This window comes from Bacillus sp. EB106-07-01-XG149 (assembly GCF_058791555.1).
Window position 1 is genome coordinate 713,940 of sequence record NZ_JBYTDP010000003.1, and the last position, 25,833, is coordinate 739,772.

Consider the following 25,833-nt stretch of genomic DNA (forward strand, 5'->3'; position numbering starts at 1 on the left):
AAGATATAGGGGTGGTGTTATGATACTTTTAACGATAGGAGCAATTTTGTTAACGTTGTTTATTTTATTTATTATCGGCTTCGTCACGTTTATGATGTTTGTTGATAAGGCGACACCTCAAATATATTATACACCTTGTGAATCAGTGACAGTGAAAGCTAAAGGTAAACATAGAAGGAAGAAAAGTTGATTGTCGGCTTTTCTTCCTTTTCTATTACATCCCCGAAAGCACTAATAACAATAACCCAAATAGAAAACTAATAAAAGAAAGAAAACCGATACATATCGAGAACACACGATTGTTTCTCCATTCGCGCCAGAAAACGATACATCCTAAAATAAAAAGAAAAAACCAAATGGGTAGGAATATGAACTCGCTAACTTTCTCGGGAAGTAAACCATAAAAAGTTGTTACATATAAGATCCAATTTGTAAAAAATAAAATGCAAACGATAATAGATTGTAAGTGGGGGCGTTTGAAAAACTCTCCTTTTTTTACGGTTGTAAAAATGATAGTTAGCGCTAATATAAATGCAATGAATATGAAAAAAAGTAAGAGTAATGTAAGTGTCATTTAGATCTCCGTTATAAGCTTGTTTTTTACAAGAAATGAATCTATTACATTGTATGCCTGCTTTGTAGAGTGCTCGTTATATTTTTCGGAGTACGGATTTAGAAATCCATGTTCACCGTGTAGTTGTTTTATTTCTAATAAAGGATTCTTTTGTCGCTGCAATGTTTGAATTAAAGAGGATACTGAAAAACTAAATTCTTTTTCAGGGAAAATAAGTAAGGTAGCACATGTTGGTTTCATATGAATATAGTCACGTATACGGGAACCGTAACATCCGATAATAAAATCTATTTTCGGATTGCTACTACATAGCCATGAGATGGTAGCACCAACACTAAAGCCAATAAGTCCAATATGTGTGTAACGACTAGAAAGGCAATTAATAAATTCTTCAATTTGCTCTTTTCCATCATTAAATCCAATATGATTCATAAAAAAATGATATGCTTTTTCTTCATCACTATAATGAAATGCATGTTGCGATTGTAGAAGATTAGGACAGAATACATCTATATGAGATGAAGTAAAGTGTTGGGTAACGTGATGCATATGGTCGTTCACACCATATATTTCATGAACAGCAACGAGAGCTAATTTTTTCTTCATCGTTACAATGTACCTCTATGAAACTTAAATTCTTTCTCAACAAGGCAGATGCGCAGGTGGAAGTTTTCATACCATTGCTCAAGACCTCTTTTTTTCGCTTCTTTATGTAAGGCGTTCTGTTTCCAATTTTCAATTGCCGCAAGAGATTCCCAATAAGAAATTGTGATTCCGAGCCCAGAATGATCTCGTGCACTTTCTACACCTAGAAATCCAGGTTGCTGCTTTGCAAGTTCCTCCATTTTGTCAGCAACGGTACTATAATCTGTCGTATCATTCGATAAATTGGAAGTGAATATAACTGCATAATAATGCTTGTTTTTTTCGAAATCAAATTTCATTATTTTTCCTCCTTAATATATAGTGCGAATAATTCATTTATAGTTTGTATTTTAGCAGGTTAAAAAGAGAAAAGAAGTAGAAGATTCTTATTTTTTCAGTTGTTGTAAAACAAGAGGTATAGAGAATTTATATGAAAGGAAGAAAAATGCCACTTCAAAAGTCGAAGTGGCATTTTTTATATTTCCTCTAAGCTATTAACTGGAACTGTTAATTCGCGTCCTGGGTTTTTAACTTCATATATGCGGGCGGTTTCGTTGCTTTCGTCGACGTGTTGAATCATAACAGGCATGCCTTGGAAACTGACATTGGCTTCTTCAGATGACTCGGAAAGCTCTTTTGCACGTTGTATATTCATTTATATTCCTCCCATCATTATTATCTTTGCTGAAAAAGAGGAATAATATACCATTTCGAGACATTCTTAAAGTTTTTGTATTATTTGTAATGTTTCTTTAATAAATGCAGAGAAAATAGAATCCGGATACGATTGTATCATTTGATTTGCTTTTGTTGCTTCTTCAAGGGCTCTTTTTTGATCATTCAGTTTGACGTAACAAAGTGCACGATATGCACCTGCTGTTGTAAGCCACGCTTGATCAAGTGGATGGTTCATATAATCCGGTATAATACCACGTTGCAATGCTTGTAAAGCTTCCTCGTAACGTTTTAATCCGTATAAAGCTTTTCCTGTTTCAAGATAATACAATCCATCGTCTTGAAAAATTGGTTCATCTTTTAGTTTTTCTCGAAATTGTTCTAGATGTTCTAATGCAATTGTATATTCATTAGTAATTGTGTTGTAGTAGTAAGCTTTTAAAATATCAATAATCGCAATGGATAGAGTATCTTCTGTAAAAATGGCAAATTGCTCGGATTTTTTTATGTAATATAAATATTGCTCTTTATCAGCTGTAATGACTTTTTGGTAAGATAAAATACGGTAAAATTCATCTGTTTTAAAATACACTTGATGCTTTTTTGAAAACGCGAGTGCTTCTAATATCGTTTTTTCACATTTTTCATAATCGCCACATGCTAGTAAGATGATGGCTTCATATAAACATAACTCGATATGTATAATGAGATCCATTTCTAAATGTTTCTCTTCATAATCATTTCTAATACTAGCTATAAGTTGTAAACATTCAGCATATTCTTTACGTGTGAATATCGCAAAAGATAATTTTAATTTTGTTTCCGTACTGTCACGGTATAACTTATATTTTTCAAAAATAGAAACAGCTTTTTCTACGTAAGATTCAATGTTGTAATCTTTCATAATCGCCGCAGCGGTTACAAATTGTTTATATAAACGTGCTGTATTTAAAGTAAGAGGTAGCTCTTTTTGAACGATAGGTAGTAAAGCCTCATACACTTCATCACATTTATTTTCCTTTATGAGTTGCTCCATTTTTGTAATGAGTTCTACAATTTCATCATCGTCTTCCTCTAATAAAAAGCTCGTTTCACATTCAAGTTTTTCAGCAATATATTGTAATGTTTTCATGGAAGGTGTAGCTTTTCCATTTTCAATTTGACTAAGCATACTTTTTGTCAGTTCCGAACCTGCCAGCTCTGTTTGTGTAAGTTTTTTTTCTTTTCGTAATGCCTTAATTTTTTCGCCAAGAGTTGCCATATTATTGCTCCTTTATCATTAAAAAGTTAAATTGTATTTAACTTTTTGTTGTAAAAATTGGAAGGTTGATTATATAATAAGTTTAACACAATTTAACTTTTAAGGGGAGAGAGTCATTATGGGAGATATAAGTATAGGACAACATGATGCAAGAATGAAAGTTGCAACGAGAAATATTATTTTAATGATGATTGGAAAAATGACGTCCTTGTTAGGGGCGGGTATTTATACGTTTGCCATGGGATTATACGTATTAAAGACAACTGGTTCAGGGATGGGGTTTGCTATTACGCTTGTTTGTGGATCACTTCCAAGGATGATTTGTGGTCCGATTGCGGGTGCTGTAGCTGACCGCGTGAATCGTAAGTGGCTTGTCATTGGCACTGATTTATTAAGTAGTTTAACGATGCTTATTATGTTTATTCTTGCTACTATATTTGGACCGTCACTTCTTTTTATCTATATTTCAGCGGCATTATTATCAATTTGTGCAAGTTTTTATTCTGTTGCATTAACTTCGTCTATTCCTAATTTAGTAGATGCGGGGCGTATTCAAAAAGCGAGTGCTTTAAATCAAACGGCAGCTTCTTTATCAAATATTTTAGGGCCGATTATTGGTGGAGTTGTATTTGGCTTCTTTTCCATTAAGTCGTTCTTTTTGTTAAATAGTATTACGTTCTTTTTAGCGGTTATTTTGCAATTATTTATTGTATTTGATTTATACAAAAAAGAAGTGGCTGAGAGTAAAGAGCGTTTCTTGACGAGTATAAAAGAAGGATTTTCATATGTAAAACGACAGCATGAAATATATGGTTTAATGAAAATAGCATTGTGGGTAAACTTTTTTGCGTGTGGGCTAACCGTTGCACTTCCATACATTATCGTCCATACATTGCATCTATCTTCAAAGCAACTCGGTACTGTAGAGGGAATGTTAGCAGTCGGGATGCTAATGGGTGCGATTGCTTTATCGGTGCGTAAAGAAGTGAATAATCCGTTTCGTTCTATTTATACTGGGCTGTTTTTGTTTGCGGGTTTAAGTTTATGTACAGTCTTCCCATTGGTAGTTACCATTTCAAAAGGGGCAAGTTTTATTTACTATATTGCTTTTATGATGTTAACGGGTATAGCAATTATGATTGTAAATATTCCGATGCAAGTACATATGCAAAAAACGACAGATCCGAGCTACTTAGGGCGTGTGTTTGGCCTACTTGAAACAATTGCTACTGCAATCGCACCACTCGGTATGATTGTATATGGATTATTATTAGATATGTTGCCAACTAGCATTGTTATGATGACGATAGGCGGAGGTTTATTGTTAGTTGTATTAGTTGGAGTAAAGCAACATATGGCGAAAAAACAAGTAGATGTATCAGCTTAAAAATAAGAAAATAATAAAAATTTGACTTATCATTATAAAAATGACCAAATTAGTATTTTAGTTTTTGAAACTCTTTTTCATGTATGTTACAGTATAGTGAGCAGGCAAAGAAAAGGAGAAAACATCATGAAAAAATTAAGTTTTGTTATGCTTTTTCTATTAGTCGTAATGGCTGGATGCAGTAATTATGACACGTATATTGAAACAGGTATGCAATCATTGAAAAATGAAAAATATAGTGATGCGATTATGTGGTTTGAAAAAGCGGAAAAAGAGAAAACAGGAAATGAAGCGAAAGCATATAAAGAAGTCGCTCAGTTATTGGATCGTGGTGCGACAGCATTAAAAGATGGTAAGTATTTAGAAACGAAAGATATTGCAAATGAAGTGCTACAAAAGAAAAAAGACGATGCACTTGAAAAAGCTGTAACATCAAATGCAGAGGATATGCTTCAAAAAGCAAAAGATGTGGAAAAGAAAGTAAATGAAAGAGTGGCAAAACGGAGAAAAGTAGAAGAAGAAGGAATCGATAAACTCATTAAAGCTGTCGACAGTATAGATGATGTAAAAGAAAAAGAGAAGAAAGTTTCAGAAGCATTAGATAAGGCTGAAGAGGCACAAGAAAAAATTGAAGCAAAGAAAAATAAATAGAGTAATAGTTTAAAAGGCTGTCGTGTATAACGACGGCCTTTTAATTTTTTGCTGCATAAGAAGTGATGCTATGTAGTAAAAAAGAAATAATTTTAGAATTCCACCTGTCCTCATGATGAATCGTATAAATGTTACGTTGAAATTCAAATCCAGGGATGGGCATGTAGCATAGTTCATTTCGGTGTACTTCTTGTTCAATAGCGAGTTTAGAAATAAAAGCAACTCCATTACCATATTTTAATATTTGTTTCATCGTTTCTAATGAATCTAATTCAATTTCAGATTGGAACGTAATGTTATGTTCTAACATCCATTGCGTAAGTAAATCTCTCGTTGTAGATGGGTTACGATGCAACAGTATACGTTCTTTTTCAATATCTTGTAATGATACATTTTCTTTTTTTGAGAAATGATGTTCTTTGGAGAAAGCAAGAACAAGTGTATCAGGTATTATTTTTGTTTCTTTTAAAAGTGATTCATCAAACGGTGCCGCAGAAATTACTCCGAGATCAATTTCATGATTTTGTAGCATGATTCGAATTTCAGGAGCTGGTTTTACCATGAGCGTTATTTTTATATTAGGAAATTCGCATTGAAATTGGTGAACAACTTCTGGTAAAAGATAAGTCGCTGGTACATAACTAGCGCCAATTGTTATAGCGCCTTTATGAAAATCTTTAAACTCTTGCGTGACCCGCCTAGCTTCTTTCATAAGTGCATCTATTTTACAAGCATAATGATGCAATGCCTCACCAGCCTCTGTTAAGAAATATCTTCCAGAACGTAATTCAAATAAAGACACACCGAGTTCCTCTTCTAAGCTTTTTATATGGAATGTAATAGTAGGTTGTTTCACGCCAAGTTTTTCTGCAACAATCGTAAGCTTTTTGTATTTCTTAATAAGCACTACAATTTCTAATTTTAAGAGATTCATTATGGATTGCCCGCCTTTTTATTTTAACTATAGAAAAAATCTATAGAAATAAATAGTTTATTAGAAGTTTTTTAATTTAATCTTTACAGTACATTAACATTCAGTATAAATCTTCCATATAGAATGAAAGCAGGTTAAGAGTGAGGGGAAAGAGGTGAAACGATGGATATTAAAATTTATGGATTAGAAAAGAAGTTTGGAAAAACACAGGCGTTAAAACCGTTACAAATTGTCATGAAACAAGGTGAATTCACTACACTTTTAGGGCCTTCGGGATGCGGAAAAACGACTTTACTTAGAATGATTGCAGGACTTGAAGAGCCAGATAAAGGTGAAATATATTTTGGAGATAAGTGCATGTATTCTGGTGCGAAAAAAATAAAAACATCTCCTCATGAACGTAATATCGGTATGGTATTTCAAGATTTTGCTTTATGGCCGCATATGACAGTATTTGAAAATGTTGCATTTGGTTTAAGGGCTACAAAGCAAACGAATCAATTACGGGAAAAAGTAGAAGATGCAATAAAGCGAGTTCGCCTGCAAGGGATGGAGAAAAGGTATCCGCATGAACTCTCTGGTGGACAGCAGCAACGTGTCGCATTTGCTAGAGCAATTGTAACAAAACCGCATTTTATTTTGTTTGATGAACCGCTGAGTGCACTCGATGCAATTTTGCGAGAAGAAATGCGATTAGAGCTTATGGATATCGTTCATTCGATCGGTTTAACGGCATTGTATGTCACTCACGATCAAACAGAAGCAATGTCAATGTCAGATCAAATTATTGTCATGAAACAAGGAGAAGTATTACAAAAAGGAACACCAGAAGACATTTATGTGAAGCCATCTCATGAATTTGTTGCAAAATTTGTTGGTAAGGCAAATTGGCTTGTAGAGGGTAAACAAATGATTCGTCCAGAGCATGTGAGCTGGACGAAAAATGAAGTGTGCGAAATGTATACAGGTGTAATTCAGCACGTTACATATGTAGGAGAACGGTATGAAATGAAAGTAAACATGGGTGCACTCGGAATATGGACAGCTTATCACAATAGTAAATTAAGCATCGGTAAACCAGTATCGTTATATGTGCCAAAAAAATGTATTCATCATATAGGGGGAGAATCGTATGAAGAAATTCAGTTCGCTTAAGTCTTTATTTGTATGTACGTTATTATTTTCTGCTGTAGTAACAGGGTGTAGTTCAAAGACAGGTAGTGCAGATGCCAAAAATAAAAATGCGAATGAAAAGAAAATTGTTGTATATAGTGCGGGGCCAAAAGGATTAGCAGAAAAAATACAAAAGGACTTTGAAAAGAAAACAGGTATAAAAGTAGAAATGTTTCAAGGAACAACAGGTAAGATTTTAGCGAGAATGGAAGCTGAAAAGAAAAATCCAGTCGTTGACGTAGTCGTACTTGCATCTTTACCAGCGATGGAAGGATTAAAAAAGGATGGGCAAACGTTAGCTTATAAAGAAGCGAAACAAGCTGATAAGCTTCGTTCTGAATGGTCAGACGATAAAGGACATTATTTTGGATATAGTGCTTCAGCATTAGGAATTGTGTATAACACAAAAAATGTGAAGACAGCGCCTGAAGATTGGAGCGATATAACAAAAGGGGAATGGAAAGGAAAAGTGAATCTTCCGGATCCAGCACTATCAGGTTCAGCATTAGACTTTGTGACAGGATATGTGAAAAAGAATGGAAAAGATGGATGGAATTTATTTGAACAGCTTAAGAAAAATGAAGTTACAGTTGCGGGGGCAAATCAAGAAGCGTTAGATCCAGTTGTAACCGGTGCAAAAGATATGGTCATTGCTGGTGTTGATTATATGACGTACAGTGCAAAAGCAAAGGGCGAACCGGTTGATATTGTCTATCCAAAAAGCGGAACAGTTATTAGCCCACGTGCAGCAGGTATTATGAAGGATAGTAAAAATGTAGAGGGTGCAAAAGAGTTTATTGATTATTTATTATCAGATGATGTGCAAAAACAAGTTTCTAAAGCGTATTTATTACCAGGCAGAACAGATATAAAAGCTGAAAATAGACCAAATGTAGAAGAGATTCCGGTATTAAATATTGATTGGAAAACAGTTGAGAAAGAACAAGATGAAATAGGAAAACAATTTAAGAAAGTATTTCAATAAGATGGTGATTACATGGTAAATCGATTCATATCAGTAAGACAAGTTGGAATGACGGTAGCGTTATTACTTGTGGCGATGTTAATCGTCATTCCGCTTTTTCTCATTTTATTTTCTAGTGTATATGAAAATAGTAGTTGGAATTTTTTAAAGCCTTTTGAAGTGATGCAGAGTGGTGGATTAGCCGGGATTTTTCTAAACTCGATGCTTCTAGGTGTACTCGTAGTAATAGAAGCAACCTTATTTGCATTTCCATTGGCGTTTATTATGAGCAAAACAGATGTTGGAAAGTATAGTAAATTGGATATTATTTTTATGATTCCATTTATGACTCCGCCGTATATTGGATCGATGGGCTGGATTTTGTTCATGCAACCGAACGGATATTTCGAACAGTTTTTCCCGATGCTAAAGACGATTTCATCTTCGTTTTTTAGTTTAGGAGGTATGGTTTTAATTATGAGTCTGCATTTATTCCCATTTCTTTACTTTATGTTGAAAAACACGTTACTTCAAATTGGAAGTAGTAAAGAAGAGGCTGCAGCGGTTCATGGTGGGAGCTTTTTCTATCGTTTACGAAAAATAATATTACCATTATTAGTATCAAGTTATGTAATGGGTGCTTTACTTATTTTCGTAAAGACGATTGCTGAATTTGGAACACCGGCTACATTCGGACGAAGAATAGGATTTCATGTGTTAACATCAGAGATTTATAAATTTATTTCGAGTTGGCCGATTGATTTTAGTAGTGCAACAGCATTATCTTCTTTATTACTTAGTGCGTGTATGCTCATTTGGTATATGCAAAATGTATTGAATCGAAAGTATTCATATGCAATGGTTAGTGGAAAAGGTGTGAAGTCTAAAAGGTATACTTTGTCTATATTTACACGCATTGTAGCATGGGGCTATGTAATTGGTTTATTAATCGTATCAATTGGAATCCCGTATTTTTCTATACTGATTGCTTCATTATCAAAATTAAGAGGCGGTGGCTTACATATAAACAACTTTACAACGAGCCATTATGAAGCATTGTTTACAATTGGATCTCCAGGATTAGAGGCTTTATGGAACAGTTTTCTTTTTTCACTTATAACAGCGATTATTGCTGCTACTATTGGAGTGTTTTTGGCGCTTATGATTCGAAAGGGGAAAAACTCTTCTGAAAAATGGCTTGATATGTGCGGTATGTTACCGAATATGGTACCAGGAATCGTGATGGTTGTAGGGCTTATTTTATTTTGGAATTCACCCTTTATGCCCATGTCAATTTACAATACGCCAGTCATGGTTATCGTAACGTACGTTGTTCTTTTTTTACCTTATACGGTGCAATATGTAAAAGCATCGCTCGTGCAAATTGATGATTCTCTAGTACAGGCAGGAAGTATTTTTTCTGGAAATTATATTTATATTTTTAGAAAAATAATATTACCTCTTATTATCCCGGGAATTCTTGCTGGGTGGGCGATGACATTTACAATCTCGATAAGAGAGTTAGTAGCATCCCTTCTCGTACTGCCTCCATCAGTAGAAACGTCAGCAACATTTATTTTTGCTCAATTTGAACAAGGAGAAGTATCTATTGGCATGGCAATGGCTGTCGTTTCAGTTGGACTTACAACAATATGTTTATTACTTCTGCAACATATGGAGCAAAAACGAAAAGGGGTCGCATGATGAGGATAGAAGTATGGGGAGGAGCGGGAGAATACGGTCGCTCCTGCTACTTCGTAAAAAATAAAGAGACGAAAATAGTATTTGATTGTGGTATTAATCGATCATATGAGGATAGTTATCCAAAAATAGATAGGGAAGTTGTACCGTTTTTAGATGCAGTATTTTTATCACATATTCATGAAGATCATACGATGGGCTTACCTTTATTAGCGAAGTATGGATATAAGAAAAAAATTTGGACGACTCGTTATACGAAGGAGCAACTTCCCGCTTATTACGAAAAATGGAGAAATTACAATTCGACGCAAGGATGGAATGTACCTTATAACGACCAAAATGTTAAAGGTTTAAATTATGTTTGTATTGATGAGATTAGTAATCCGAATGAATGGATACAGATTACTCCTACATTACGATTTCAATGGGGGTATAGTGGGCATGTATTGGGGGCTGTTTGGTTTTTAGTGGACATGAGTCATACATATGTATTTTATTCTGGCGATTATTCAGCAGAGTCTAACATACTACGAGCTAATTTACCTGAGAAGTTGCGTGGCGATATAAAAGTCGCAATCGTAGATGCCGCTTATCATACTGATGATGTTTCGCAACATGAACGAATAAATGAACTGTGTACAGAAATTGAACGAGTTGCGCAAAAGAAAGGAATAGCATTATTGCCATTGCCACCGCTTGGTAGGGCGCAAGATATCGTATTGTATTTATATGAAAAATATAAAGAACTTCCCATTATAGTAGATCAAGAAATTTTGGATGGATTCCAAGAGATGTTCGTATATAAAGATTGGATCAAAAATAATGAAGAACTTGAAGGGCTTATGGAGAGTTTAAAAAGAAACATAATCGTTATGGATCATGACTTTGGTACGCAAAATAGTTATGGAATAGTTATAATGAGTGATGCGAATATGCAAACGAAACGAGCGCAGTTATATTATGAACAACTGCGATATGAAGAACGACATTCCATTATATTTACTGGACATATTGCTAAAGGGAGTTTTGCAGACAAAGTTTTGAAAGAACGTGCAGGTAAAGAATGTAGGGTGAAGCGAGTTCCATATAAAGTTCATCAAAGTATAAGAGATGTGAAAGAGATGTTAAATACATTATTACCAGAACATACGGTGTTAGTACACGCTTTGAAAGAGGATACGGATCGATTACAGAAAAAGCTTAGCATAGCAGGATATGAAAATGTGTATTCACTAACTATGGAACGTATAGAAGTCATTTAAAATGTAAAGGGGATAGGTATATGAAAAAAGTATTTGTATTCGTAAGCATTTTCTTTTGTTGTTTCCTTTATAACGTTAAGGAAGGGTTTGCTGCCAGTCCGATGACACCTAGTTTTGAAGTGAAATTATTATTAAAACCAGAACAAGTATTAGGTTATAACAAAGAGATAAATCAAGAGGTACTAGAATATTTCAAGGCTGGTACAAATTATGAAAGAATACAAGTGCAATTTTTAGATACGGCAAATAAAAATTTAAGTAATGAAGGTTGGTTTGCGAGAATTCGAAAGAAAGAATTTAGTAAAGATTTTGAGCTAACATATAAAAAAAGATATCCCATTCAAAATGGTGTAATTCAAGATGCACTAGAAGTGGCTAAAAAGGATGGATTTGATAGTAAAACTGATAACTATGAGGCAGAAATAGATTGGGGATTTGAGAAGAAAACGTTAAGTATTTCAAATAAGAAAAGCTACAGTGCTAAAGGATATGGAGTACTTGATTTACCAAAAGAACGAGCTGCTCAAAACATGTTAATAGAAAAGTTGCCAGGGAAAATGAACAAATGGTTGTATACGAATTGGGGAGAAGAAATGCTCAAAAATTCTCGTATTTACGGTCCTGTATTAATGAAACGGTATACAGGGGAGTTTGAAAATATAAAAACGAATATTGAAGTTTGGCCACTAAGTAATACAGGGAAAATAGAAGATGATTTCGTAATAGAAGTATCGTTTAAAACAAATGAGGAAAGTATTGCAACAAAACAAAGAGAATTATTAATGAAGAGTTTAGAACAAAAAGGATGGCTGTTACCGAAAGATAGTTTGAAGACAGAGCTTATTTTTCAGTGAATAGTAAAAAGGAATCCATATTCCATGGATTCCTTTTTCTAATATATGAGTATTAAGCTAAATCAGCTGACACGAACATATCATTATTTTGAAGGTTTTTAGAGCGTAAACTATAAGCAACTACCTTCTTTTTATGTTGCTTTACAACATCAACATGCTCTTCATGACTATAAATAAAAAAGATAAAATCTTTTTTACCACGTTTTGCATTGATAATTAAAGGCGTGCCCTCATTGTGTGGTGGTGCGTAATAGCGATCTAAAAATAAACCTTCGTTAAAATCATGAATAATTTTGTATTTTTGTTCGCCTTCTAAGTTATTTCCATTGATTGTAACAGTCGCATTCTCTTCTTCAAGTTGCGGATGTGTTTCGTACTTGCTAATAATGGATTCAATAACAGTGTTAGGAAGGCTCGAAACGATAATTTTAAATGCTCCAAATACAACTAACATAACAATAAACCAAGTCGTCATAGTATATCATCCCCTTTTTCCTATTAAATAATATAACTCATATGGTAATAGTACATATGGTGAAGTTTTGTATAATTTGTGAAAAATATGCCATTTTTACGAATGAAATATTAGAAAAATCAATTTTGTTACAAAAAGTTGAAATCGAAGTATTTTAAGAGAAAAAGGTTTATAATAAAAATATAACTAATAACCACATTACTAATTATAAGGAAGTGTAACTATGAGTACTGTAACAATCGTGTATGGTATTATTCTTTCCACAATTATCATTTTATTTTTCGTTGGGGTTTCACGTTATATTCATAAATGGAAAGAAGGCGTTGCGAAATTAAATCACATTGAAGAAGAACTTAGTGATTTAATGTTACATCATGGTAAGTAAAAAATTTATTTTTTAACTAAATAATGTGAAGAATATCACAAAACATGCTCTCCTTATGAAGGCATGTTTTTTTGTTATGTGAATGATAGGCACATTCATACATTTTTTCCATACGATACAGTGTGAAACTAGAAATGTTCGGAGTGGAAAAGAGGGATAAAATGAGTAGTTCAGGTTATGTTCCAGATAATAAAAATTTAAAGAAAAGTTCAGGAACTCCAAACCTTTTCTTTGATTCGAGAAAAAACATCTTTTTTAAAAGAGATGAGAAAAACGTTGCCTATGAAGTTACGTCAACGCAGTTACCAGCAATGATCGGTGGAGCGTTTGTCGATTTATTTATGACAAAAGGGCACATGCGGGAACCACATTGGCATCCGAATGCGTGGGAATTAGATGTTGTAGTATCAGGAGAAGCAGTTACATCCATTTTAAATCCGGAAACGAATCAATTGCAAAATTATCATGTGAAAGCGGGGCAAACTGTCTTTATTCCAATGGGATGGTGGCATTGGATTACAGCGATAACAGAAGAAGTACAATTACATTTGTTCTTCAATAACGATCAGTTTGAAACAGCAGAAGGATCAGACATACTTAGATTAACTCCGCCAGAAGTATTTCAAGCTGCATACGGTGTAAGTGCAGAAAAATTAGGAAAGGACCTTTCGCCAATTAAGGAGTCGGTTGTAATTGGTCCTCCTAACTCAAATCGACTAAATAGCGTTAAAGAAAGTCACGACTCAAATATAATCGTTACGTTAAATGGACACATAACATCATGTGAAATAGATTAACTCTTTCTATTTTAGGAAGAGTTACTCTGTTTTGTTTAATTTTGTAATTCAATTCGTTATAATTATTATATAGAAGGGAATTTCTAGAGGGGGCATATTGTGAACATATTAAAGATTATAGGAATTATTGCAGGAGTCATTATAGTAGCCGTTATAGCTTTCTTTTTTATTATGAAGTACTATTTGTCAAAAGAAGATCCTGATTACGTATTAAAGTGCATAAAAAAATATAAAGATGATAAAACATGTTCATTAATAATTAGAAAAAATGGGGAAGTAGTAACATCTATAAATGAAAATGTAAAATTGCCATTAGCAAGTATGGCAAAAATCGTAATAGCAGTTGAATTTGCTAAGCAAGTGTCAGAAGGAAAAATAAGTCGAGATGAACAAATTTCATTGCAGGAGTTAGAAAAATATTACGTTAAAAACACTGATGGTGGAGCGCATCCTGACTGGTTAGAAGATGCCAAAGCGAGAGAGTTAGTGAAAAATGGACAGATCGCTTTAGAAGAAGTCGCTAAAGGGATGATTCATTATAGTTCTAATGCAAATACAACATATTTGTTAGATAAGCTTGGAATAGAAAGGGTAAATGATAGTTTAAAAGAATTAGAGCTTACTAGTCATGACAAGTTCGCTTCGTATACTGCTTCACTATATATGAGAGGGTATGTAGAAAAAGAGCTTCATGAGCCAGAAAATCGATCGTTAGAAATGATACGTAACATGTCAAAGGATGAGTATAATAAACATGTTTTACAAATTCATGAATGGATGAAAGATGAAGAAGAATGGAAAAAACGGGATATCCCCTTAAAAGTAGATATGGAATTTCAGCGAATTTGGTCAGATCGATTAATGGGTGCAAACGCTAAAGATTATATGAGTATAATGGAAAAAGTAAATAGTAGAAAGTATTTTCCAAAATCAATGCAAGAAGAAATCGAGAACATTTTCAAAGGAACAGTTAAAAATAGTAAGTTCGAATATGCTGGTCAAAAAGGTGGTTCTACCGCATTCGTATTGACAAAAAGCTTGTATACTACAGATAAGAAAGGGAATAAAGTAGAAGTTGTCATTATGTTTAACGATATAGAAGATCAAGTTGCATATCAAAAGCTGAGAAATAATGTAGATTATTTTATTCGAGACATTATAACAAGTGAGGAATTCAAAAATAAATTATAATAGAATAATTTTATTATGTAAACAAGGTGCTATTAAAGGTAGGTGTTGAGATGAGGTTGAATGAGTATATGCTTGAAACGTTTCCAAATTTAGAACTTAGACCACCTCTATTTTATAATGGGGATATTGGTATTCGCTTTAGATTAGGTGTGAACTATGATTGCAATAACATTTATGAAAACTGCCCATATTTAGAAGGCGTTTATAATAGAGCGATTACTTTATTTCAGTCTTTACATGCAACAGAAGATGATATTTATATCGTAGTGGATGTAAATGACTATGCAGACGGTGAAAGTTTCAAACACAAATTGAATATCTTTTCTAAGTATGTAAAAGAGAAGTCCGATTTGTTTAAGTTACAGAAAAATACAATCCCTTATATTTTTCCAGAAGACGATGAAGACGGGGTATATAAAACTCATAGATATACTTTGAAATGTAAAGTTTCAGACTTGAAATACATTCCTATGCTAAAAGCAATTTGTAATCAAGATATGGGAATAAAACCGCGTATTTTTCATAGGGTGTATTTCATAAATATTAACAAGAATACTATATTTCACGTTTATGATGATAGGGGTTGTGATGTATTAGCTACCTCTCCTAATACAATTAGAGGTATTTATCATACATATAATGATTGGATATTAGAATACGACAGAAATAAAATTGATAAAGTATTTAATTGAATGTAGTCTATTTTAAATGAGGGAAATACCATAGAGGTGTTTCCCTTTTATTAATATGAAAATCAACATTCAAATTTGACAGCACTTATTATAAAGGTAAAGGGATTTGATGGTAATGTATTGAATTTGGATAGAAACAGAAAAGGGGGATGAATGAATGAGGACAATATATTTCGTTCGCCATGCCCACTCTACATATACAAAAGAAGAACGGGAAAGGCCTTTATCTGAAAAAGGTTTGTTAGATACGCAGCATGTAACACGCTTATTAAAAGATAAACATATTGATGTTGTGATTTCTAGTCCGTACAAAAGGGCAATGCAAACTGTGCAAGGAATTGCGAATACATATAATTTATCAATACAACTGGAAGAAGATTTACGGGAAAGGCTATTAAGTAAAGAACCAGTACAGGATTTTAATGATGCTCTTCAGAAGGTATGGGAAGACTGGACTTTTGCATACGAAGGCGGAGAATCAAATGATGTAGCGCAAAGACGTGCTGTAATATGTATGCAAAGTATATTAAAAAAATATAAAGGTAAGAATATTGTAATAGGTACTCATGGGAATATTATGGTATTACTAATGAATTATTTTGATTCGAAATATGATTTTCAGTTTTGGAAAACCCTTCATATGCCTGACGTGTATAAATTAACTTTTGATAATAATTGTTTCAGTTCTGCTGAAAGAATACAGTCTACAGATTATCAGATAAATAATTTGTAAAAGTTTATCAAAAAAAGAGGAAAGGGAGAAGTTATTGTAGAAGTATGACTTTGTAACATAAAAAATATGTGTTAAAGGAGGCTGTTTACATGTTTGAGAAAGAGAAAGAAGGGCTTATTGAAGTTCAGAACGTATTTGAAATTGTACCAGCAGATGGAGCAATTATTGGTATGGCAACGGAAGAAGAAATGGAAATTGCTGCTGAACTAGAGCTGCAGTACTATGCCCATTCTCGTTTGCTAGAAGCAAATATTCAGTTAGACGGTTCCTCCTACAAAGAGTTACTTCAGGAGTTCCAGGAGTACGAAAGAAAATCAATGAGCTTTTGGCGATCAATACATAAGCGTTTAGCTGTGCCATGGGCATGGGTATTACGTATTGACGTTGCGAATGGCCCTATATATGTAAGTAATGGGAATTCGTATTACGAAGAAATCGATGATGAAGAAGATTATGAATAGATAAGTAAGGAAGCAGCTTTAGTTGCTTCCTTTTTTTATTTATACAGATTGAACAGCTTCAATAATAATATCTGGTCGATCATTTTCAATTCCGTGACAAGCATGTTCGGCAAGTATATATTGGCTATTTATTGAGAGTTGTAATTGTTCATGAATCAGTTCTTGCCACATTGATTCAAGTTGTGTCGCTTCCTCTTTTGGCATGCCATCCTCAGTCAACTGAGTAATAGAATATTGAGGGTCCCTACCAATAACGATTAAAGGTGTTTCTAATGTTTTATATAACTCTTTTATTAAGCGAGCACAATTTTTCCACGCACATAGTTCAGAAGCTGTCGCTTTATATAATAGAGGAGAGGTAGAAAATTCAATGTACTGTCTTGATTGATCAACGAGTATAGGTTTTAGTTCATTATAAAGCATATCTATATCCATTTTGGAGTATGTAATATATTTTTGAAGCCACATATCATCCGAATCCGTTTGATCAGAAATTGGTAAATGCAGTTCATCTAATCGGTGTAAGTTCATAGAAGTAGAATCAACTAAAATAAGTGCTTGCAGCTTATCTTCATGTAACATCGCAAAATGTTGTGCACATAAGCCTCCATAGGAATGACCGATTAAAATGATAGGCTCGTGAATAGCAAGTTCATGTAGTAACATATGAAGTTCGTTTGTCGCTTGTCTTGTAGTACGCGAATAATTTCCTAGTTCACTTTTTCCGTAATCTGGGCGATGGTATGAAATGACTGTAAAATGTTGTGAAAGTTTTTCTATAATAGGGAGCCAATCATAAAATGAGCAACCCATTCCGGTTTGAATAACTACCGTTTGTTTACTACTTCCTTTTATATATACTTCTATTGTTTGCCCCAATACCTCTACAAATTTATAAATAGTAAACCCTCCTAACTAAGCTTGAAATAATTTTTGACAAGCAAAAACGATACACCAAACACCTATACCAAACAGGACAGATGTACTAAGTGAAAAGGAGTTTTTTAGACCAATATAGACGATAAATAATAGTAGTGCAGATGCAGGAAATCCATATAATACACCTATAGCAAATTGACTTAATTCTTGTTTGTTCCCGCCTTCGAAAGAAATCCAAAATAGGCTTAGTAAACTTACAAGAGGTAGAGCAGCAATAAAGCCGCCTATCGTACTATAATGTTTGGCGACTTCAGTAATAACGCCGATAATAAGTGCCGAAACGATTACTTTAACGAGGAAATGCATATTTTGCCTCCTTAGCTAATAACGAAAAGGCTTTTTCAATTAATTGTTGTTCTTCTTTTGATAACTGTGATTCTAATATTTTTATCTTTTCTTTATCTAGTAAAGTATGCTTTTCTAATACTTCAATGCCGTCTTTCGTTAAAGTAAGGTTTACGACCCTTTCATCTTGTTTATTTCTTTCTTTCATGATAAATCCTTTTTGAATAAGGCGCTTTACGTGTTCAGACGCTGTGTTATGAGAGAGACTAAGCTCAATAGCGACTTTTCCAATTGTTATATCTTTCTCACGAGAAACGATTTGTAAAATACGAATGGCTTGGTGGGAAAGGTTGTCTTCATATTCATATCGTAAGTGATAATAAATACTTTCCCAATGTTGATTGATGTCTTTCATAATGATAAATCCCCCTATTTTTATATCGTATAGTAAGATATATTCGTGAACGAAGAAATAAAATCCTTTTATTTGGATAAAAAATGTTGAAAAAGTTTATTTTTATTGAAATATAAGGTAATCTATGTGTAAAGGTATACATTTAGCAAGAGAGAGGATGATAGCTGTGAATACATTCAAATGGATGAGTCATGAACAGATGTATGTAGATGAAATACATGTTGAAAAATGTGGTCCTCTTTCAGTCGGCGTATATGGGGGAAATCAAGAAAGTGATGCATATGAAAGAGGAGATGCGGTGCTTGCTTGGTGGGATCCTGAATTACAATTTGAATTTGTTATGATTTTTGATACACACCACAAAACAAAAAATATCGATTATATAATAGAAGCAATTTCAGAAAGAAAAGAGAAACTAAAAGAGTTATTTTCTTACCCGATACATTTAGCTTTTCATCATACGCATATGTACTTATTAGCGTTATTTACAGATGAACTGTTTATTGAAAAATGTGATCAAGATGATGAGGAACTTGCATGCTTAATTTGTTTGCGAAAAGGCGAATTTTTATATTGGCTATCAGTTGGTGATTGCTTCGCATATTTATTCCATTCTGAAAAAACGAAGAATGGTAAAGGGCGGTTAAATAAACGGAAGAATTACGAATATATTGGTAGGAAAAATATTTTTGCTGCAAATACACCTTGCTTTACATCAGGTGTCAGAGGATTAGAAAAAGGAATGAATCACATTGTAATGGCAACGGACGGTATTTTAGAGTGTGATAAACGAAAATTTGATGATGATCAATCTTTAGTAGAAATATTGCACGACGGAAGTTGCTTACAGATTGAGCCAGTATTAACAAATGTACTGCAGTGGAAAGGTAGAGATTGTGCCACTATTATTGGGTGGTCTATTGACACTGAAAATAAACGATGCGCTAATTAATATAAAAGGAGTTCAAGGTTTTTATCCTTGAACTCCTTTTTGTTAAGCAATATGAATATGATACGTTTTCAACCATTCATTTACTTGTAGCATATATTCCATAGCACTTCTTGCTTCAAAATTGTTAATTTCTTTATTACTTTGATCGGCAATGGCAAGTAATGTGGAATGATTAATAAGTGAGAAGATAGGATTGTTTTTATTACTGCACATGTCGAGTGATAAATGACGGATTGTTTGTAAATAATGTGGATCTTGTGAAGTTGGATAAGCACTTTTTCTTCTATTGCGTACATCGTCAGGTAAAGCAGGTTGCAGTGCTCTACGTAAAATGCCTTTTTCAATATTATCAATGCTTTTTATATTGAAAGGAACGTTCCATAAATATTCAACTAATCTATAATCGCAAAACGGTACACGAACTTCAAAGCCTACAGCCATACTCATACGGTCTTTACGATCAAGTAAGAATGGGAGAAATCTCGTTAAAAATAAATAAAACATTTGACGTTGTTTCGCGGATTTTTTACTTTCACCTTCAAGAGTAGGTACTTCAAGTATCGCTTCTTGGAATCGTGTATCAATATAGTTTTCTAAGTTGCATTGGTTATTTACTTCATTTAGTAGAAGAGGGGAAGTGTTTTTCCAATTTGTTAGCCAAGGAAATTTATCGACATATAGTAATTCTTCTTGATGAAACCAAGGATACCCGCCGAATACTTCATCAGCAGATTCTCCGGATAAAGCTACAGTTGCATCTTTTTTCATTTCGCAAAATAGTAAATATAGTGAAGTTTCCATTTCGCCAGCACTCGGTAAATCTTTTGCACGGAGAGGGACGAATAAGTGATTTGCTAATTCTTCAGCATTCACAATAATATCATGATGCGATGTCCCTACATGTTCAGAAACGCGTTTTACCCAAGGAGCGTCTAAACCAGTGCGAGCAAATGTCAGCTCGAAATCTTTTGCGCTATTTACAAAGTCAACGGAATACGTATGAAGTGTTTTATTTTCAGTGGCAAATTCTTTCCCCGCTAGTGCAGTAATACCGCTAGAATCTAACCCGCCCGATAACATGCAGACGAGAGGAACATCGGCAATTAATTGTCTTTTTACTGTATCTTGTAAAATAGATAAAATATGTGATGATGTATCTTCAGTACAGTCTGTATGAACTTTACTTTCTAAATTCCAATACTTCTTAACTACTTTTTTATCACGTGTAAACGTTATAGAATGTCCAGCACGAACTTCTTGAATATGTTTAAAGACGCCACATCCTGGAGTTCGAAATAAGCCTAATCCAAATATTTCGTTTATGCCATTCGCATCAATTTCAGCAGGAACAGATGGATGAGCTAATAATGCTTTAATTTCAGATCCGAAAATAATGCTGTCATTTCTTTCAGTATAAAAGAGTGGCTTTACGCCTAAATGATCACGTGCTAAAAACAACTGTTGCTTCTGATCATCCCATAAGGCGAAAGCGAAAATTCCGTTTAAATGTTGTACGCAATCTTCTTTCCATTCTAAATAAGCATGTAGTAACACTTCTGTATCTGAATGCGTTTCAAATGCATGACCACATTTTCGAAGTTGCTCTCTCAGTTCACGGAAATTATAAATTTCTCCATTATAAGTAAGAGCATACGTATAATCACCAGAACGAAATGTCTTCGGCTGTGTCCCGCCTTCTGGATCAATTACAATTAAACGCCGGTGTGCAAAGGCCGCACGTGGTGAAAACCAAAATCCTTCAGCATCAGGACCACGATGCTGAATACTATTTGCCATCTTTTCTAAAATAACATGTTCATTGGAAAGATCCTTACTCCAATTTACCCAGCCTGTAATTCCACACATACACATCTCATCTCCTAGTTTAAAATGTTGAAAAGTAGATTAATGAAATAAAATGTACATCAAGTTAAAAAGTCACTACATAAATAGTGTACTACATGAATTAAATTGCAGACTTGAGAAAATTTTCTTTGAACGCATAGTTATGTGAGACAATAGCTAAGGGAAAGTATTCCATTACATACAAAAAATAAAAAAGATGAGAGAAAATATTTTGTAAGACGTTATATAGGGTGTAAAAGCTTTTACAAAAAAATAAGGGGAATCGCTACATGAAATCAAATGAGAAAAATTTTATAAAAAGATTACAACGGCAAAAAGAAGATGCGCTAGAATTTGTTGTCGATACATACTTACCACTCATAAAGGGGATTACGCACAAAGTTCTTCTTCCGGTTCAAAATGATGGATTAATAGAAGAATGTATAAATGATATTTTTCTTTCCATTTGGAATAACGCAAATAAGTTTCATGGAGAGCCGAATGATTTTAAAAAATGGATTGCAGCGATTGCAAAGTTTAAAGCAATTGATTATTACCGAAAAGCGACTAATAAAGTAGAAATTATTTCAGATGAGTTTCATATCAGTACGGAAAAGTCAGCGGAAGACGAATTAATCGTTATGGAAGATAGGGAAGAATTAATGCAGCTTCTTAACCAATTAGAACCGTTAGATCAAAAAGTATTCATTATGAAATATCTTCTCGGTATGAAGACAGAGGAAATCGGAGAGAAATTAGGATTAACCCGAGCAGCCATAGATAACCGGGTGTACCGGGGAAAAAAGAAACTACAACAAAATGCTACGAAAATTAGTTTTGGAGGTAGTGCAATATGAAAGACATTTATGAACTATTAAATGATATTGATATAGATGAAAATGAACTTGAGGAAATTGAGGCTTCTGAAATTGAAAAAGAAAAAGTGAAACGTAATGTAAAACAATCGATACGTACGAAGAAAAAGATGAAAAGTTGGAAAAAGGGTGTCGCTGCTGCATCTATTTTAGTAGGGTTATCAGTTGCAACGCTTGGTATCGGGTTTCCTACATATGCCGGGGGATTGCCAATTGTAGGTGACATATTCCGATTTTTAGATAATGGTAGAACAGGGTTATATGAAAATTATAAAGAGTTTTCGACTGAATTGAATATGACGAGAGAGAGTAATGGGGTTAAGGTTACAATTAATGATGTAATTTCTGATGGCAGAACATTATCTATAACGTATTCACTGGAAAGTGAGCAAGACTTAGGGGATGATCCTATTATATTAGGCGGATTGGATATAATGGACGCTCATGGTAGTTCAGGAAGTGGGAAAATGACTAAAGTTACTGAAAAAAAGTATGTAGGTATGGTAACAACGACGCACCATGATATTAATAAAAAGGACAAAGTAAACTTTAGATGGAATATAGAGGGAATAGAGATGCCAGATAGGAAAAAATCAATACAAGGTAATTGGAATTTCGCATTAACTGTAAAATCAATGGATAGTAAAGAGAGAACAATTGGTGGAAGTTCGGAAAAAGAAGGTATAAAAGCAAATATGGAAAAGGTCGCAATGTCGCCGGTTTCATTTATTCTTTATTACAATCAAGAAGTTTCTAAGGGTGCGAGGAAAGAATGGGATAGTGTAGATGTTGAATTGACGGTTAAGGATGATCTAGGGAATGATTATTCGGGTGAAGGAAATGGGGGAAGTGGCAACGATCCTTACAATATTCGATGGAGTGCCACATTCCAAAAACTAAACGAAAATGCAACAAAGCTTATCGTTACACCTCACGTGCACTTGCGAGTTCATACACCTGAAAATCATGGTGGAGTGGAATATGTGAATGGAAAAGAGAAGAAAATTGAAGTGCCGAAAAAAGAAGAGAAGAGTAAAGATATTGTTCTAGATGATATCGTAATTGATTTAAAGAAATAAAAGAGAGACTGCCTAAAAACATTAGGCAGTCTCTTTTCCGTTAAAAACTAGTTACGAGTAATGCATGCGGATGCTGCTTTTTATACTCATCTTTCCACGGAATATTTAGTTGTTCCCATGATTCGCCGCTATCATTGGATTGAAACATGCCGTTGTTATTTAAAGTGTAAAATGTATGTGGTTCTGCTGGATTTGTCGCAAACATTGAAATGACTGTACCAATTGCAGATGGTAGACCTTGCTGCAATTGCTGGAACGGAGTATCTTTCGTTTTACGATAAATATAAGATTCATAAGGAATACGGTGATGAGCGAGGTCAGCACTTGGTGCGGCAGAAACGAGAATCGTATCGCAATCGGCCGGATCGATAGCCATGCTGTATAAATAATGATGTTCAAGTCCTTCACTGCATGAGATCCAGCTGTTTCCATTGTTATAACTTTCAAGGTATGCGCGATCAGGTCCGCCCATAAATCCGTCACCACATGATGCATAAAGGCGATTTGGAGCTTCAGGGTGCATAAGTAATTGATGAGCGTCGATAGGAGCACCGAATTTTTTATCAATCCATGTATGCCCTCTATCATTACTTTGAATAACAGCACCAGCTTCAATTGAAACATGGATTGTATTTGGATTGTTTGGATCAACTGTAATCCAGCGTACATGATGGGTGAAAGGTCTAGGCGGAAAAGCCCACGTGTAAGAAGATAATAATGATTTCATATTTTTAAGTTCAGTCCACGTTTCACCACCATTTTCCGAACGGAATAAAGCGCTCGGTTCTGTGCCGACATAAACGACGCCATAGCCGTTAACTTGTTCATTAGGACTTATCGTAATGGAAGTTATCGAAGAGTGTAAAATCCCATCTTCTTTAGGGAAATCAAAGTAACGATATGAATCTCCAATTGGTTTCCACGAATCCCCGCCATCGTCGCTTAACCATAAACCTCGTCCAAATGTTCCGCAGTATACACGATTCTTTTGAAATGGATCAACAGCGATACAGGTAGGTTGCATATTTTGTAAGTGATACGCTGTTTCAAAGTGACCATATTGTTCTTTCACTACAACAAGTTCTCGCTCCATACAGAGAAATAAACGTTTCATTTTAGTAACCTCCTTAAAAATTCTTTCATTAGTAAGTAATATGAAGCTGAAAAAGAAGTAGTCTTATTTTTTGTTGAGAAAAAGGACTTGTTTGAAAAATAGCGAAGTGTGTAGGTAGAGGAAGCGGACGTTTATGGGCAGTTAATGGGGGATAAAGAGGGGGAGTTTGTTTCATACTAACATACAGATATTGCACTTAAAGGAGCATTTGTATGGGACATTCACATGATCACGGTCATTCTAACAATAAAAAGGCGTTACTAATTGCTTTCGTATTAACGACAAGTTTTATGATTGCTGAAGTGATTGGGGGATTTGTAACAAATAGTTTAGCACTACTATCTGACGCGGGGCATATGTTAAGTGATGCAGTATCCTTAGCGTTAAGTTTACTTGCGTTTAAGCTTGGAGAAAAAACAGCAACAGCTGCGAAAACATACGGGTATAAGAGAGTCGAAATGTTAGCGGCATTATGTAACGGTGTCGTTCTTATTGTCATTTCAGTATACATTTTTATTGAAGCAATTCGCCGTTTTAAAGAACCAGTTGAGATTGCTAGTAATGGGATGCTCATTATTGCTGTACTTGGTCTGCTTATTAATATTTTATCAGCTTGGATATTAATGAGAGGCGGAGATGTGAAGGGTAACTTGAATTTAAGAAGTGCTTTCCTACACGTATTAGGCGATCTATTAGGATCAGTCGGAGCGATTATTGCAGCGCTATGTATTAAATTTTTCGGATGGACTGTTGCTGATGCGATTGCTAGTATTCTTGTGTCTATTTTAGTCATTATTAGCGGATGGCGTGTAACACGTGATACCGTCCATATATTAATGGAAGGTGCACCGCAGCACATAAATGTTGAAGAGGTAAAAAGTACATTATTAAATATTACGGTTGTAAAAGAAGTTCATGATTTGCACATATGGTCTGTCACATCTGATTTTCAAGTATTAACTTGCCATTTGATTATTAAAGGTGATGAAACGCAAAATGTATTAAAAGAGGCTACGGATGTATTAAAGGAGAAGTTTCATGTAGAACATGTCACTATTCAAGTAGAAATAGATGGTGAATTTAATCATAGTGAGACAACTTGCAAAGTATGAAAGAAAAAGGATTAGAAAAAGTGTCATAACATTTTTCGCGTGACATACATATATATAATGTGGCCACAAATACTTTGTAAGGTAAATATTTCATGAAATTACTTTACTTATAAAGAGTCATCTTTTATAATCTAGAGTGGTAATTGATAAAGATTATCATTTTCAATGATCGTAGAAAGGAGTTTTTTAAAAGATGAGTAGTCAACTCCGTTTTGCTGTTGAAAATCGTAAGAGGCATTTAATTGATGAGTTAATTGGAGCAGGTGTGTTTAAGATTCGCGACCGACAATTATACGAGCTGTCTTTAGAAGAATTGGAAAAAGAGTACGAAGATATGGAAGATTATGCAGATATTCAGGCATAGCTATATAGATTAGTAAAAGGTGAGCTGGTTACGATTTT

32 protein-coding genes are annotated in these 25,833 nt (G+C 34.2%); 20 read left to right on the forward strand and 12 right to left on the reverse strand.

Annotated features, from left to right (window positions below; genetic code table 11):
* Positions 1–19 precede the first annotated feature (19 nt).
* Positions 20–190: a DUF3951 domain-containing protein gene (locus tag AC3WTA_RS16030; protein ID WP_000602248.1), complete on the forward strand. Its 171-nt coding sequence runs from the start codon at positions 20–22 to the stop codon at positions 188–190.
* A gap of 24 nt (positions 191–214) precedes the next feature.
* On the opposite strand, the gene AC3WTA_RS16035 is transcribed toward AC3WTA_RS16030, so the two are convergent.
* From AC3WTA_RS16035 to AC3WTA_RS16055, 5 genes are all read right to left on the reverse strand, one after another.
* Complete coding sequence (locus tag AC3WTA_RS16035) at positions 215–574, reverse strand: hypothetical protein (protein WP_081339357.1); 360 nt, start codon at positions 572–574, stop codon at positions 215–217.
* Positions 575–1,180 (reverse strand): dienelactone hydrolase family protein, encoded by a 606-nt coding sequence (locus AC3WTA_RS16040; RefSeq protein WP_070168645.1) that lies wholly within the window; start codon positions 1,178–1,180, stop codon positions 575–577. It lies immediately after the preceding gene.
* Between the two features lie 2 nt (positions 1,181–1,182).
* On the reverse strand, positions 1,183–1,518 hold the full coding sequence (locus tag AC3WTA_RS16045) for an antibiotic biosynthesis monooxygenase family protein (RefSeq protein WP_492332932.1): 336 nt from the start codon (positions 1,516–1,518) through the stop codon (positions 1,183–1,185).
* 176 nt (positions 1,519–1,694) lie between these two features.
* A complete protein-coding gene (locus AC3WTA_RS16050) occupies positions 1,695–1,874 on the reverse strand; it encodes an H-type small acid-soluble spore protein (protein WP_001025735.1) in 180 nt (59 codons plus the stop codon).
* 66 nt (positions 1,875–1,940) lie between these two features.
* Positions 1,941–3,155, reverse strand: a complete 1,215-nt coding sequence (locus AC3WTA_RS16055) for a helix-turn-helix domain-containing protein (protein ID WP_000212362.1) — start codon at positions 3,153–3,155, stop codon at positions 1,941–1,943.
* Positions 3,156–3,273: 118 nt separating this feature from the next.
* On the opposite strand from AC3WTA_RS16055, the gene AC3WTA_RS16060 reads away from it, so the two are divergent.
* Together AC3WTA_RS16060 and AC3WTA_RS16065 are read left to right on the forward strand one after the other, a co-directional pair.
* On the forward strand, positions 3,274–4,542 hold the full coding sequence (locus AC3WTA_RS16060) for an MFS transporter (RefSeq protein WP_000502469.1): 1,269 nt from the start codon (positions 3,274–3,276) through the stop codon (positions 4,540–4,542).
* Positions 4,543–4,668: 126 nt separating this feature from the next.
* Positions 4,669–5,193 carry a COG3014 family protein gene (locus AC3WTA_RS16065; RefSeq protein WP_000736447.1) on the forward strand — a complete coding sequence of 175 codons (525 nt, stop codon included), beginning with the start codon at positions 4,669–4,671 and terminating at the stop codon, positions 5,191–5,193.
* A 40-nt stretch (positions 5,194–5,233) separates the two neighbouring features.
* Here the strand turns inward: AC3WTA_RS16065 and AC3WTA_RS16070 are convergent, their stop codons facing one another.
* Positions 5,234–6,127 carry a LysR family transcriptional regulator gene (locus AC3WTA_RS16070; protein ID WP_001050618.1) on the reverse strand — a complete coding sequence of 298 codons (894 nt, stop codon included), beginning with the start codon at positions 6,125–6,127 and terminating at the stop codon, positions 5,234–5,236.
* A gap of 162 nt (positions 6,128–6,289) precedes the next feature.
* Between AC3WTA_RS16070 and AC3WTA_RS16075 the strand changes: the two genes are divergently transcribed.
* The 5 genes from AC3WTA_RS16075 to AC3WTA_RS16095 are packed head-to-tail and all read left to right on the forward strand — an operon-like array spanning position 6,290 to position 12,081.
* Positions 6,290–7,282, forward strand: coding sequence for an ABC transporter ATP-binding protein (locus AC3WTA_RS16075; RefSeq protein WP_097860188.1), 993 nt, complete (start codon positions 6,290–6,292; stop codon positions 7,280–7,282).
* Positions 7,260–8,285 carry an ABC transporter substrate-binding protein gene (locus AC3WTA_RS16080; RefSeq protein WP_000714705.1) on the forward strand — a complete coding sequence of 342 codons (1,026 nt, stop codon included), beginning with the start codon at positions 7,260–7,262 and terminating at the stop codon, positions 8,283–8,285. The genes AC3WTA_RS16075 and AC3WTA_RS16080 overlap by 23 nt, the downstream gene beginning before the upstream one ends.
* Before the next feature lie 12 nt (positions 8,286–8,297).
* Positions 8,298–9,968 (forward strand): ABC transporter permease, encoded by a 1,671-nt coding sequence (locus AC3WTA_RS16085; RefSeq protein WP_097860189.1) that lies wholly within the window; start codon positions 8,298–8,300, stop codon positions 9,966–9,968.
* Positions 9,965–11,227, forward strand: coding sequence for an MBL fold metallo-hydrolase (locus AC3WTA_RS16090; RefSeq protein ID WP_033657679.1), 1,263 nt, complete (start codon positions 9,965–9,967; stop codon positions 11,225–11,227). The genes AC3WTA_RS16085 and AC3WTA_RS16090 overlap by 4 nt, the downstream gene beginning before the upstream one ends.
* A gap of 20 nt (positions 11,228–11,247) precedes the next feature.
* Positions 11,248–12,081 carry a hypothetical protein gene (locus AC3WTA_RS16095; RefSeq protein WP_000755322.1) on the forward strand — a complete coding sequence of 278 codons (834 nt, stop codon included), beginning with the start codon at positions 11,248–11,250 and terminating at the stop codon, positions 12,079–12,081.
* Between the two features lie 52 nt (positions 12,082–12,133).
* Here the strand turns inward: AC3WTA_RS16095 and AC3WTA_RS16100 are convergent, their stop codons facing one another.
* Positions 12,134–12,556 (reverse strand): YfmQ family protein, encoded by a 423-nt coding sequence (locus AC3WTA_RS16100; protein WP_000214598.1) that lies wholly within the window; start codon positions 12,554–12,556, stop codon positions 12,134–12,136.
* A gap of 41 nt (positions 12,557–12,597) precedes the next feature.
* Between AC3WTA_RS16100 and AC3WTA_RS16105 the strand changes: the two genes are divergently transcribed.
* The 7 genes from AC3WTA_RS16105 to AC3WTA_RS16135 all read left to right on the forward strand — a co-directional run bounded on the left by AC3WTA_RS16105 (position 12,598) and on the right by AC3WTA_RS16135 (position 16,815).
* Positions 12,598–12,714, forward strand: coding sequence for a hypothetical protein (locus tag AC3WTA_RS16105; protein WP_002011946.1), 117 nt, complete (start codon positions 12,598–12,600; stop codon positions 12,712–12,714).
* 65 nt (positions 12,715–12,779) lie between these two features.
* Positions 12,780–12,941 carry a hypothetical protein gene (locus AC3WTA_RS16110; protein ID WP_000109005.1) on the forward strand — a complete coding sequence of 54 codons (162 nt, stop codon included), beginning with the start codon at positions 12,780–12,782 and terminating at the stop codon, positions 12,939–12,941.
* 161 nt (positions 12,942–13,102) lie between these two features.
* Entirely contained in the window at positions 13,103–13,738 is a 636-nt protein-coding gene (locus tag AC3WTA_RS16115; RefSeq protein WP_141402879.1) for a cupin domain-containing protein, read from the forward strand.
* A 99-nt stretch (positions 13,739–13,837) separates the two neighbouring features.
* A complete protein-coding gene (locus AC3WTA_RS16120) occupies positions 13,838–14,929 on the forward strand; it encodes a serine hydrolase (protein ID WP_492332933.1) in 1,092 nt (363 codons plus the stop codon).
* Between the two features lie 50 nt (positions 14,930–14,979).
* Positions 14,980–15,621 carry a DUF3885 domain-containing protein gene (locus AC3WTA_RS16125; RefSeq protein WP_001238778.1) on the forward strand — a complete coding sequence of 214 codons (642 nt, stop codon included), beginning with the start codon at positions 14,980–14,982 and terminating at the stop codon, positions 15,619–15,621.
* 157 nt (positions 15,622–15,778) lie between these two features.
* A complete protein-coding gene (locus AC3WTA_RS16130; protein ID WP_078183418.1) occupies positions 15,779–16,354 on the forward strand; it encodes a histidine phosphatase family protein in 576 nt (191 codons plus the stop codon).
* An 89-nt stretch (positions 16,355–16,443) separates the two neighbouring features.
* Entirely contained in the window at positions 16,444–16,815 is a 372-nt protein-coding gene (locus AC3WTA_RS16135) for a hypothetical protein (protein ID WP_000461778.1), read from the forward strand.
* 39 nt (positions 16,816–16,854) lie between these two features.
* Here the strand turns inward: AC3WTA_RS16135 and AC3WTA_RS16140 are convergent, their stop codons facing one another.
* Genes AC3WTA_RS16140 through AC3WTA_RS16150 form a run of 3 tightly spaced genes read right to left on the reverse strand, consistent with a single transcriptional unit; the run spans position 16,855 to position 18,454 of the window.
* Positions 16,855–17,694, reverse strand: coding sequence for an alpha/beta fold hydrolase (locus AC3WTA_RS16140; RefSeq protein WP_492332934.1), 840 nt, complete (start codon positions 17,692–17,694; stop codon positions 16,855–16,857).
* Positions 17,695–17,730: 36 nt separating this feature from the next.
* On the reverse strand, positions 17,731–18,060 hold the full coding sequence (locus AC3WTA_RS16145) for a DUF3147 family protein (protein ID WP_000545632.1): 330 nt from the start codon (positions 18,058–18,060) through the stop codon (positions 17,731–17,733).
* Entirely contained in the window at positions 18,044–18,454 is a 411-nt protein-coding gene (locus tag AC3WTA_RS16150) for a MarR family winged helix-turn-helix transcriptional regulator (RefSeq protein ID WP_000651927.1), read from the reverse strand. The genes AC3WTA_RS16145 and AC3WTA_RS16150 overlap by 17 nt, the downstream gene beginning before the upstream one ends.
* 124 nt (positions 18,455–18,578) lie before the next feature.
* On the opposite strand from AC3WTA_RS16150, the gene AC3WTA_RS16155 reads away from it, so the two are divergent.
* Positions 18,579–19,406, forward strand: a complete 828-nt coding sequence (locus AC3WTA_RS16155; RefSeq protein ID WP_002096740.1) for a PP2C family serine/threonine-protein phosphatase — start codon at positions 18,579–18,581, stop codon at positions 19,404–19,406.
* 42 nt (positions 19,407–19,448) lie between these two features.
* Here AC3WTA_RS16155 and asnB read toward each other — a convergent pair whose 3' ends face one another.
* Positions 19,449–21,272, reverse strand: a complete 1,824-nt coding sequence (gene asnB / locus AC3WTA_RS16160; RefSeq protein ID WP_000334038.1) for an asparagine synthase (glutamine-hydrolyzing) — start codon at positions 21,270–21,272, stop codon at positions 19,449–19,451.
* A 269-nt stretch (positions 21,273–21,541) separates the two neighbouring features.
* Between asnB and AC3WTA_RS16165 the strand changes: the two genes are divergently transcribed.
* Positions 21,542–22,108, forward strand: coding sequence for a sigma-70 family RNA polymerase sigma factor (locus tag AC3WTA_RS16165; protein ID WP_000840017.1), 567 nt, complete (start codon positions 21,542–21,544; stop codon positions 22,106–22,108).
* Positions 22,105–23,205: a DUF4179 domain-containing protein gene (locus AC3WTA_RS16170; protein ID WP_000653173.1), complete on the forward strand. Its 1,101-nt coding sequence runs from the start codon at positions 22,105–22,107 to the stop codon at positions 23,203–23,205. Before AC3WTA_RS16165 ends, AC3WTA_RS16170 begins: the two co-directional genes overlap by 4 nt.
* 40 nt (positions 23,206–23,245) lie before the next feature.
* On the opposite strand, the gene AC3WTA_RS16175 is transcribed toward AC3WTA_RS16170, so the two are convergent.
* Positions 23,246–24,319, reverse strand: coding sequence for a WD40/YVTN/BNR-like repeat-containing protein (locus AC3WTA_RS16175; RefSeq protein WP_000825327.1), 1,074 nt, complete (start codon positions 24,317–24,319; stop codon positions 23,246–23,248).
* Between the two features lie 212 nt (positions 24,320–24,531).
* On the opposite strand from AC3WTA_RS16175, the gene AC3WTA_RS16180 reads away from it, so the two are divergent.
* Together AC3WTA_RS16180 and fbpA are read left to right on the forward strand one after the other, a co-directional pair.
* Entirely contained in the window at positions 24,532–25,431 is a 900-nt protein-coding gene (locus AC3WTA_RS16180) for a cation diffusion facilitator family transporter (RefSeq protein ID WP_000510057.1), read from the forward strand.
* A gap of 193 nt (positions 25,432–25,624) precedes the next feature.
* Positions 25,625–25,795, forward strand: coding sequence for a Fur-regulated basic protein FbpA (gene fbpA, locus AC3WTA_RS16185; RefSeq protein WP_000098301.1), 171 nt, complete (start codon positions 25,625–25,627; stop codon positions 25,793–25,795).
* Positions 25,796–25,833: the final 38 nt, after the last annotated feature.

Bases quoted from the DNA above. Each gene is read 5' to 3' on its own strand.
- AC3WTA_RS16070 (WP_001050618.1), bottom strand. From the start codon at position 6,127: ATGAATCTCTTAAAATTAGAAATTGTAGTGCTTATTAAGAAATACAAA.
- AC3WTA_RS16175 (WP_000825327.1), bottom strand. From the start codon at position 24,319: ATGAAACGTTTATTTCTCTGTATGGAGCGAGAACTTGTTGTAGTGAAA.
- AC3WTA_RS16180 (WP_000510057.1), top strand. From the start codon at position 24,532: ATGGGACATTCACATGATCACGGTCATTCTAACAATAAAAAGGCGTTA.
- AC3WTA_RS16060 (WP_000502469.1), top strand. From the start codon at position 3,274: ATGGGAGATATAAGTATAGGACAACATGATGCAAGAATGAAAGTTGCA.
- AC3WTA_RS16115 (WP_141402879.1), top strand. From the start codon at position 13,103: ATGAGTAGTTCAGGTTATGTTCCAGATAATAAAAATTTAAAGAAAAGT.
- asnB (WP_000334038.1), bottom strand. From the start codon at position 21,272: ATGTGTGGAATTACAGGCTGGGTAAATTGGAGTAAGGATCTTTCCAAT.
- AC3WTA_RS16155 (WP_002096740.1), top strand. From the start codon at position 18,579: ATGTGTAAAGGTATACATTTAGCAAGAGAGAGGATGATAGCTGTGAAT.
- AC3WTA_RS16030 (WP_000602248.1), top strand. From the start codon at position 20: ATGATACTTTTAACGATAGGAGCAATTTTGTTAACGTTGTTTATTTTA.
- AC3WTA_RS16090 (WP_033657679.1), top strand. From the start codon at position 9,965: ATGATGAGGATAGAAGTATGGGGAGGAGCGGGAGAATACGGTCGCTCC.
- AC3WTA_RS16170 (WP_000653173.1), top strand. From the start codon at position 22,105: ATGAAAGACATTTATGAACTATTAAATGATATTGATATAGATGAAAAT.
- AC3WTA_RS16035 (WP_081339357.1), bottom strand. From the start codon at position 574: ATGACACTTACATTACTCTTACTTTTTTTCATATTCATTGCATTTATA.
- AC3WTA_RS16045 (WP_492332932.1), bottom strand. From the start codon at position 1,518: ATGAAATTTGATTTCGAAAAAAACAAGCATTATTATGCAGTTATATTC.
- AC3WTA_RS16100 (WP_000214598.1), bottom strand. From the start codon at position 12,556: ATGACGACTTGGTTTATTGTTATGTTAGTTGTATTTGGAGCATTTAAA.
- fbpA (WP_000098301.1), top strand. From the start codon at position 25,625: ATGAGTAGTCAACTCCGTTTTGCTGTTGAAAATCGTAAGAGGCATTTA.
- AC3WTA_RS16145 (WP_000545632.1), bottom strand. From the start codon at position 18,060: ATGCATTTCCTCGTTAAAGTAATCGTTTCGGCACTTATTATCGGCGTT.
- AC3WTA_RS16135 (WP_000461778.1), top strand. From the start codon at position 16,444: ATGTTTGAGAAAGAGAAAGAAGGGCTTATTGAAGTTCAGAACGTATTT.
- AC3WTA_RS16105 (WP_002011946.1), top strand. From the start codon at position 12,598: ATGGTAATAGTACATATGGTGAAGTTTTGTATAATTTGTGAAAAATAT.
- AC3WTA_RS16075 (WP_097860188.1), top strand. From the start codon at position 6,290: ATGGATATTAAAATTTATGGATTAGAAAAGAAGTTTGGAAAAACACAG.
- AC3WTA_RS16065 (WP_000736447.1), top strand. From the start codon at position 4,669: ATGAAAAAATTAAGTTTTGTTATGCTTTTTCTATTAGTCGTAATGGCT.
- AC3WTA_RS16150 (WP_000651927.1), bottom strand. From the start codon at position 18,454: ATGAAAGACATCAATCAACATTGGGAAAGTATTTATTATCACTTACGA.
- AC3WTA_RS16085 (WP_097860189.1), top strand. From the start codon at position 8,298: ATGGTAAATCGATTCATATCAGTAAGACAAGTTGGAATGACGGTAGCG.
- AC3WTA_RS16165 (WP_000840017.1), top strand. From the start codon at position 21,542: ATGAAATCAAATGAGAAAAATTTTATAAAAAGATTACAACGGCAAAAA.
- AC3WTA_RS16130 (WP_078183418.1), top strand. From the start codon at position 15,779: ATGAGGACAATATATTTCGTTCGCCATGCCCACTCTACATATACAAAA.
- AC3WTA_RS16095 (WP_000755322.1), top strand. From the start codon at position 11,248: ATGAAAAAAGTATTTGTATTCGTAAGCATTTTCTTTTGTTGTTTCCTT.
- AC3WTA_RS16040 (WP_070168645.1), bottom strand. From the start codon at position 1,180: ATGAAGAAAAAATTAGCTCTCGTTGCTGTTCATGAAATATATGGTGTG.
- AC3WTA_RS16080 (WP_000714705.1), top strand. From the start codon at position 7,260: ATGAAGAAATTCAGTTCGCTTAAGTCTTTATTTGTATGTACGTTATTA.
- AC3WTA_RS16125 (WP_001238778.1), top strand. From the start codon at position 14,980: ATGAGGTTGAATGAGTATATGCTTGAAACGTTTCCAAATTTAGAACTT.
- AC3WTA_RS16055 (WP_000212362.1), bottom strand. From the start codon at position 3,155: ATGGCAACTCTTGGCGAAAAAATTAAGGCATTACGAAAAGAAAAAAAA.
- AC3WTA_RS16110 (WP_000109005.1), top strand. From the start codon at position 12,780: ATGAGTACTGTAACAATCGTGTATGGTATTATTCTTTCCACAATTATC.
- AC3WTA_RS16050 (WP_001025735.1), bottom strand. From the start codon at position 1,874: ATGAATATACAACGTGCAAAAGAGCTTTCCGAGTCATCTGAAGAAGCC.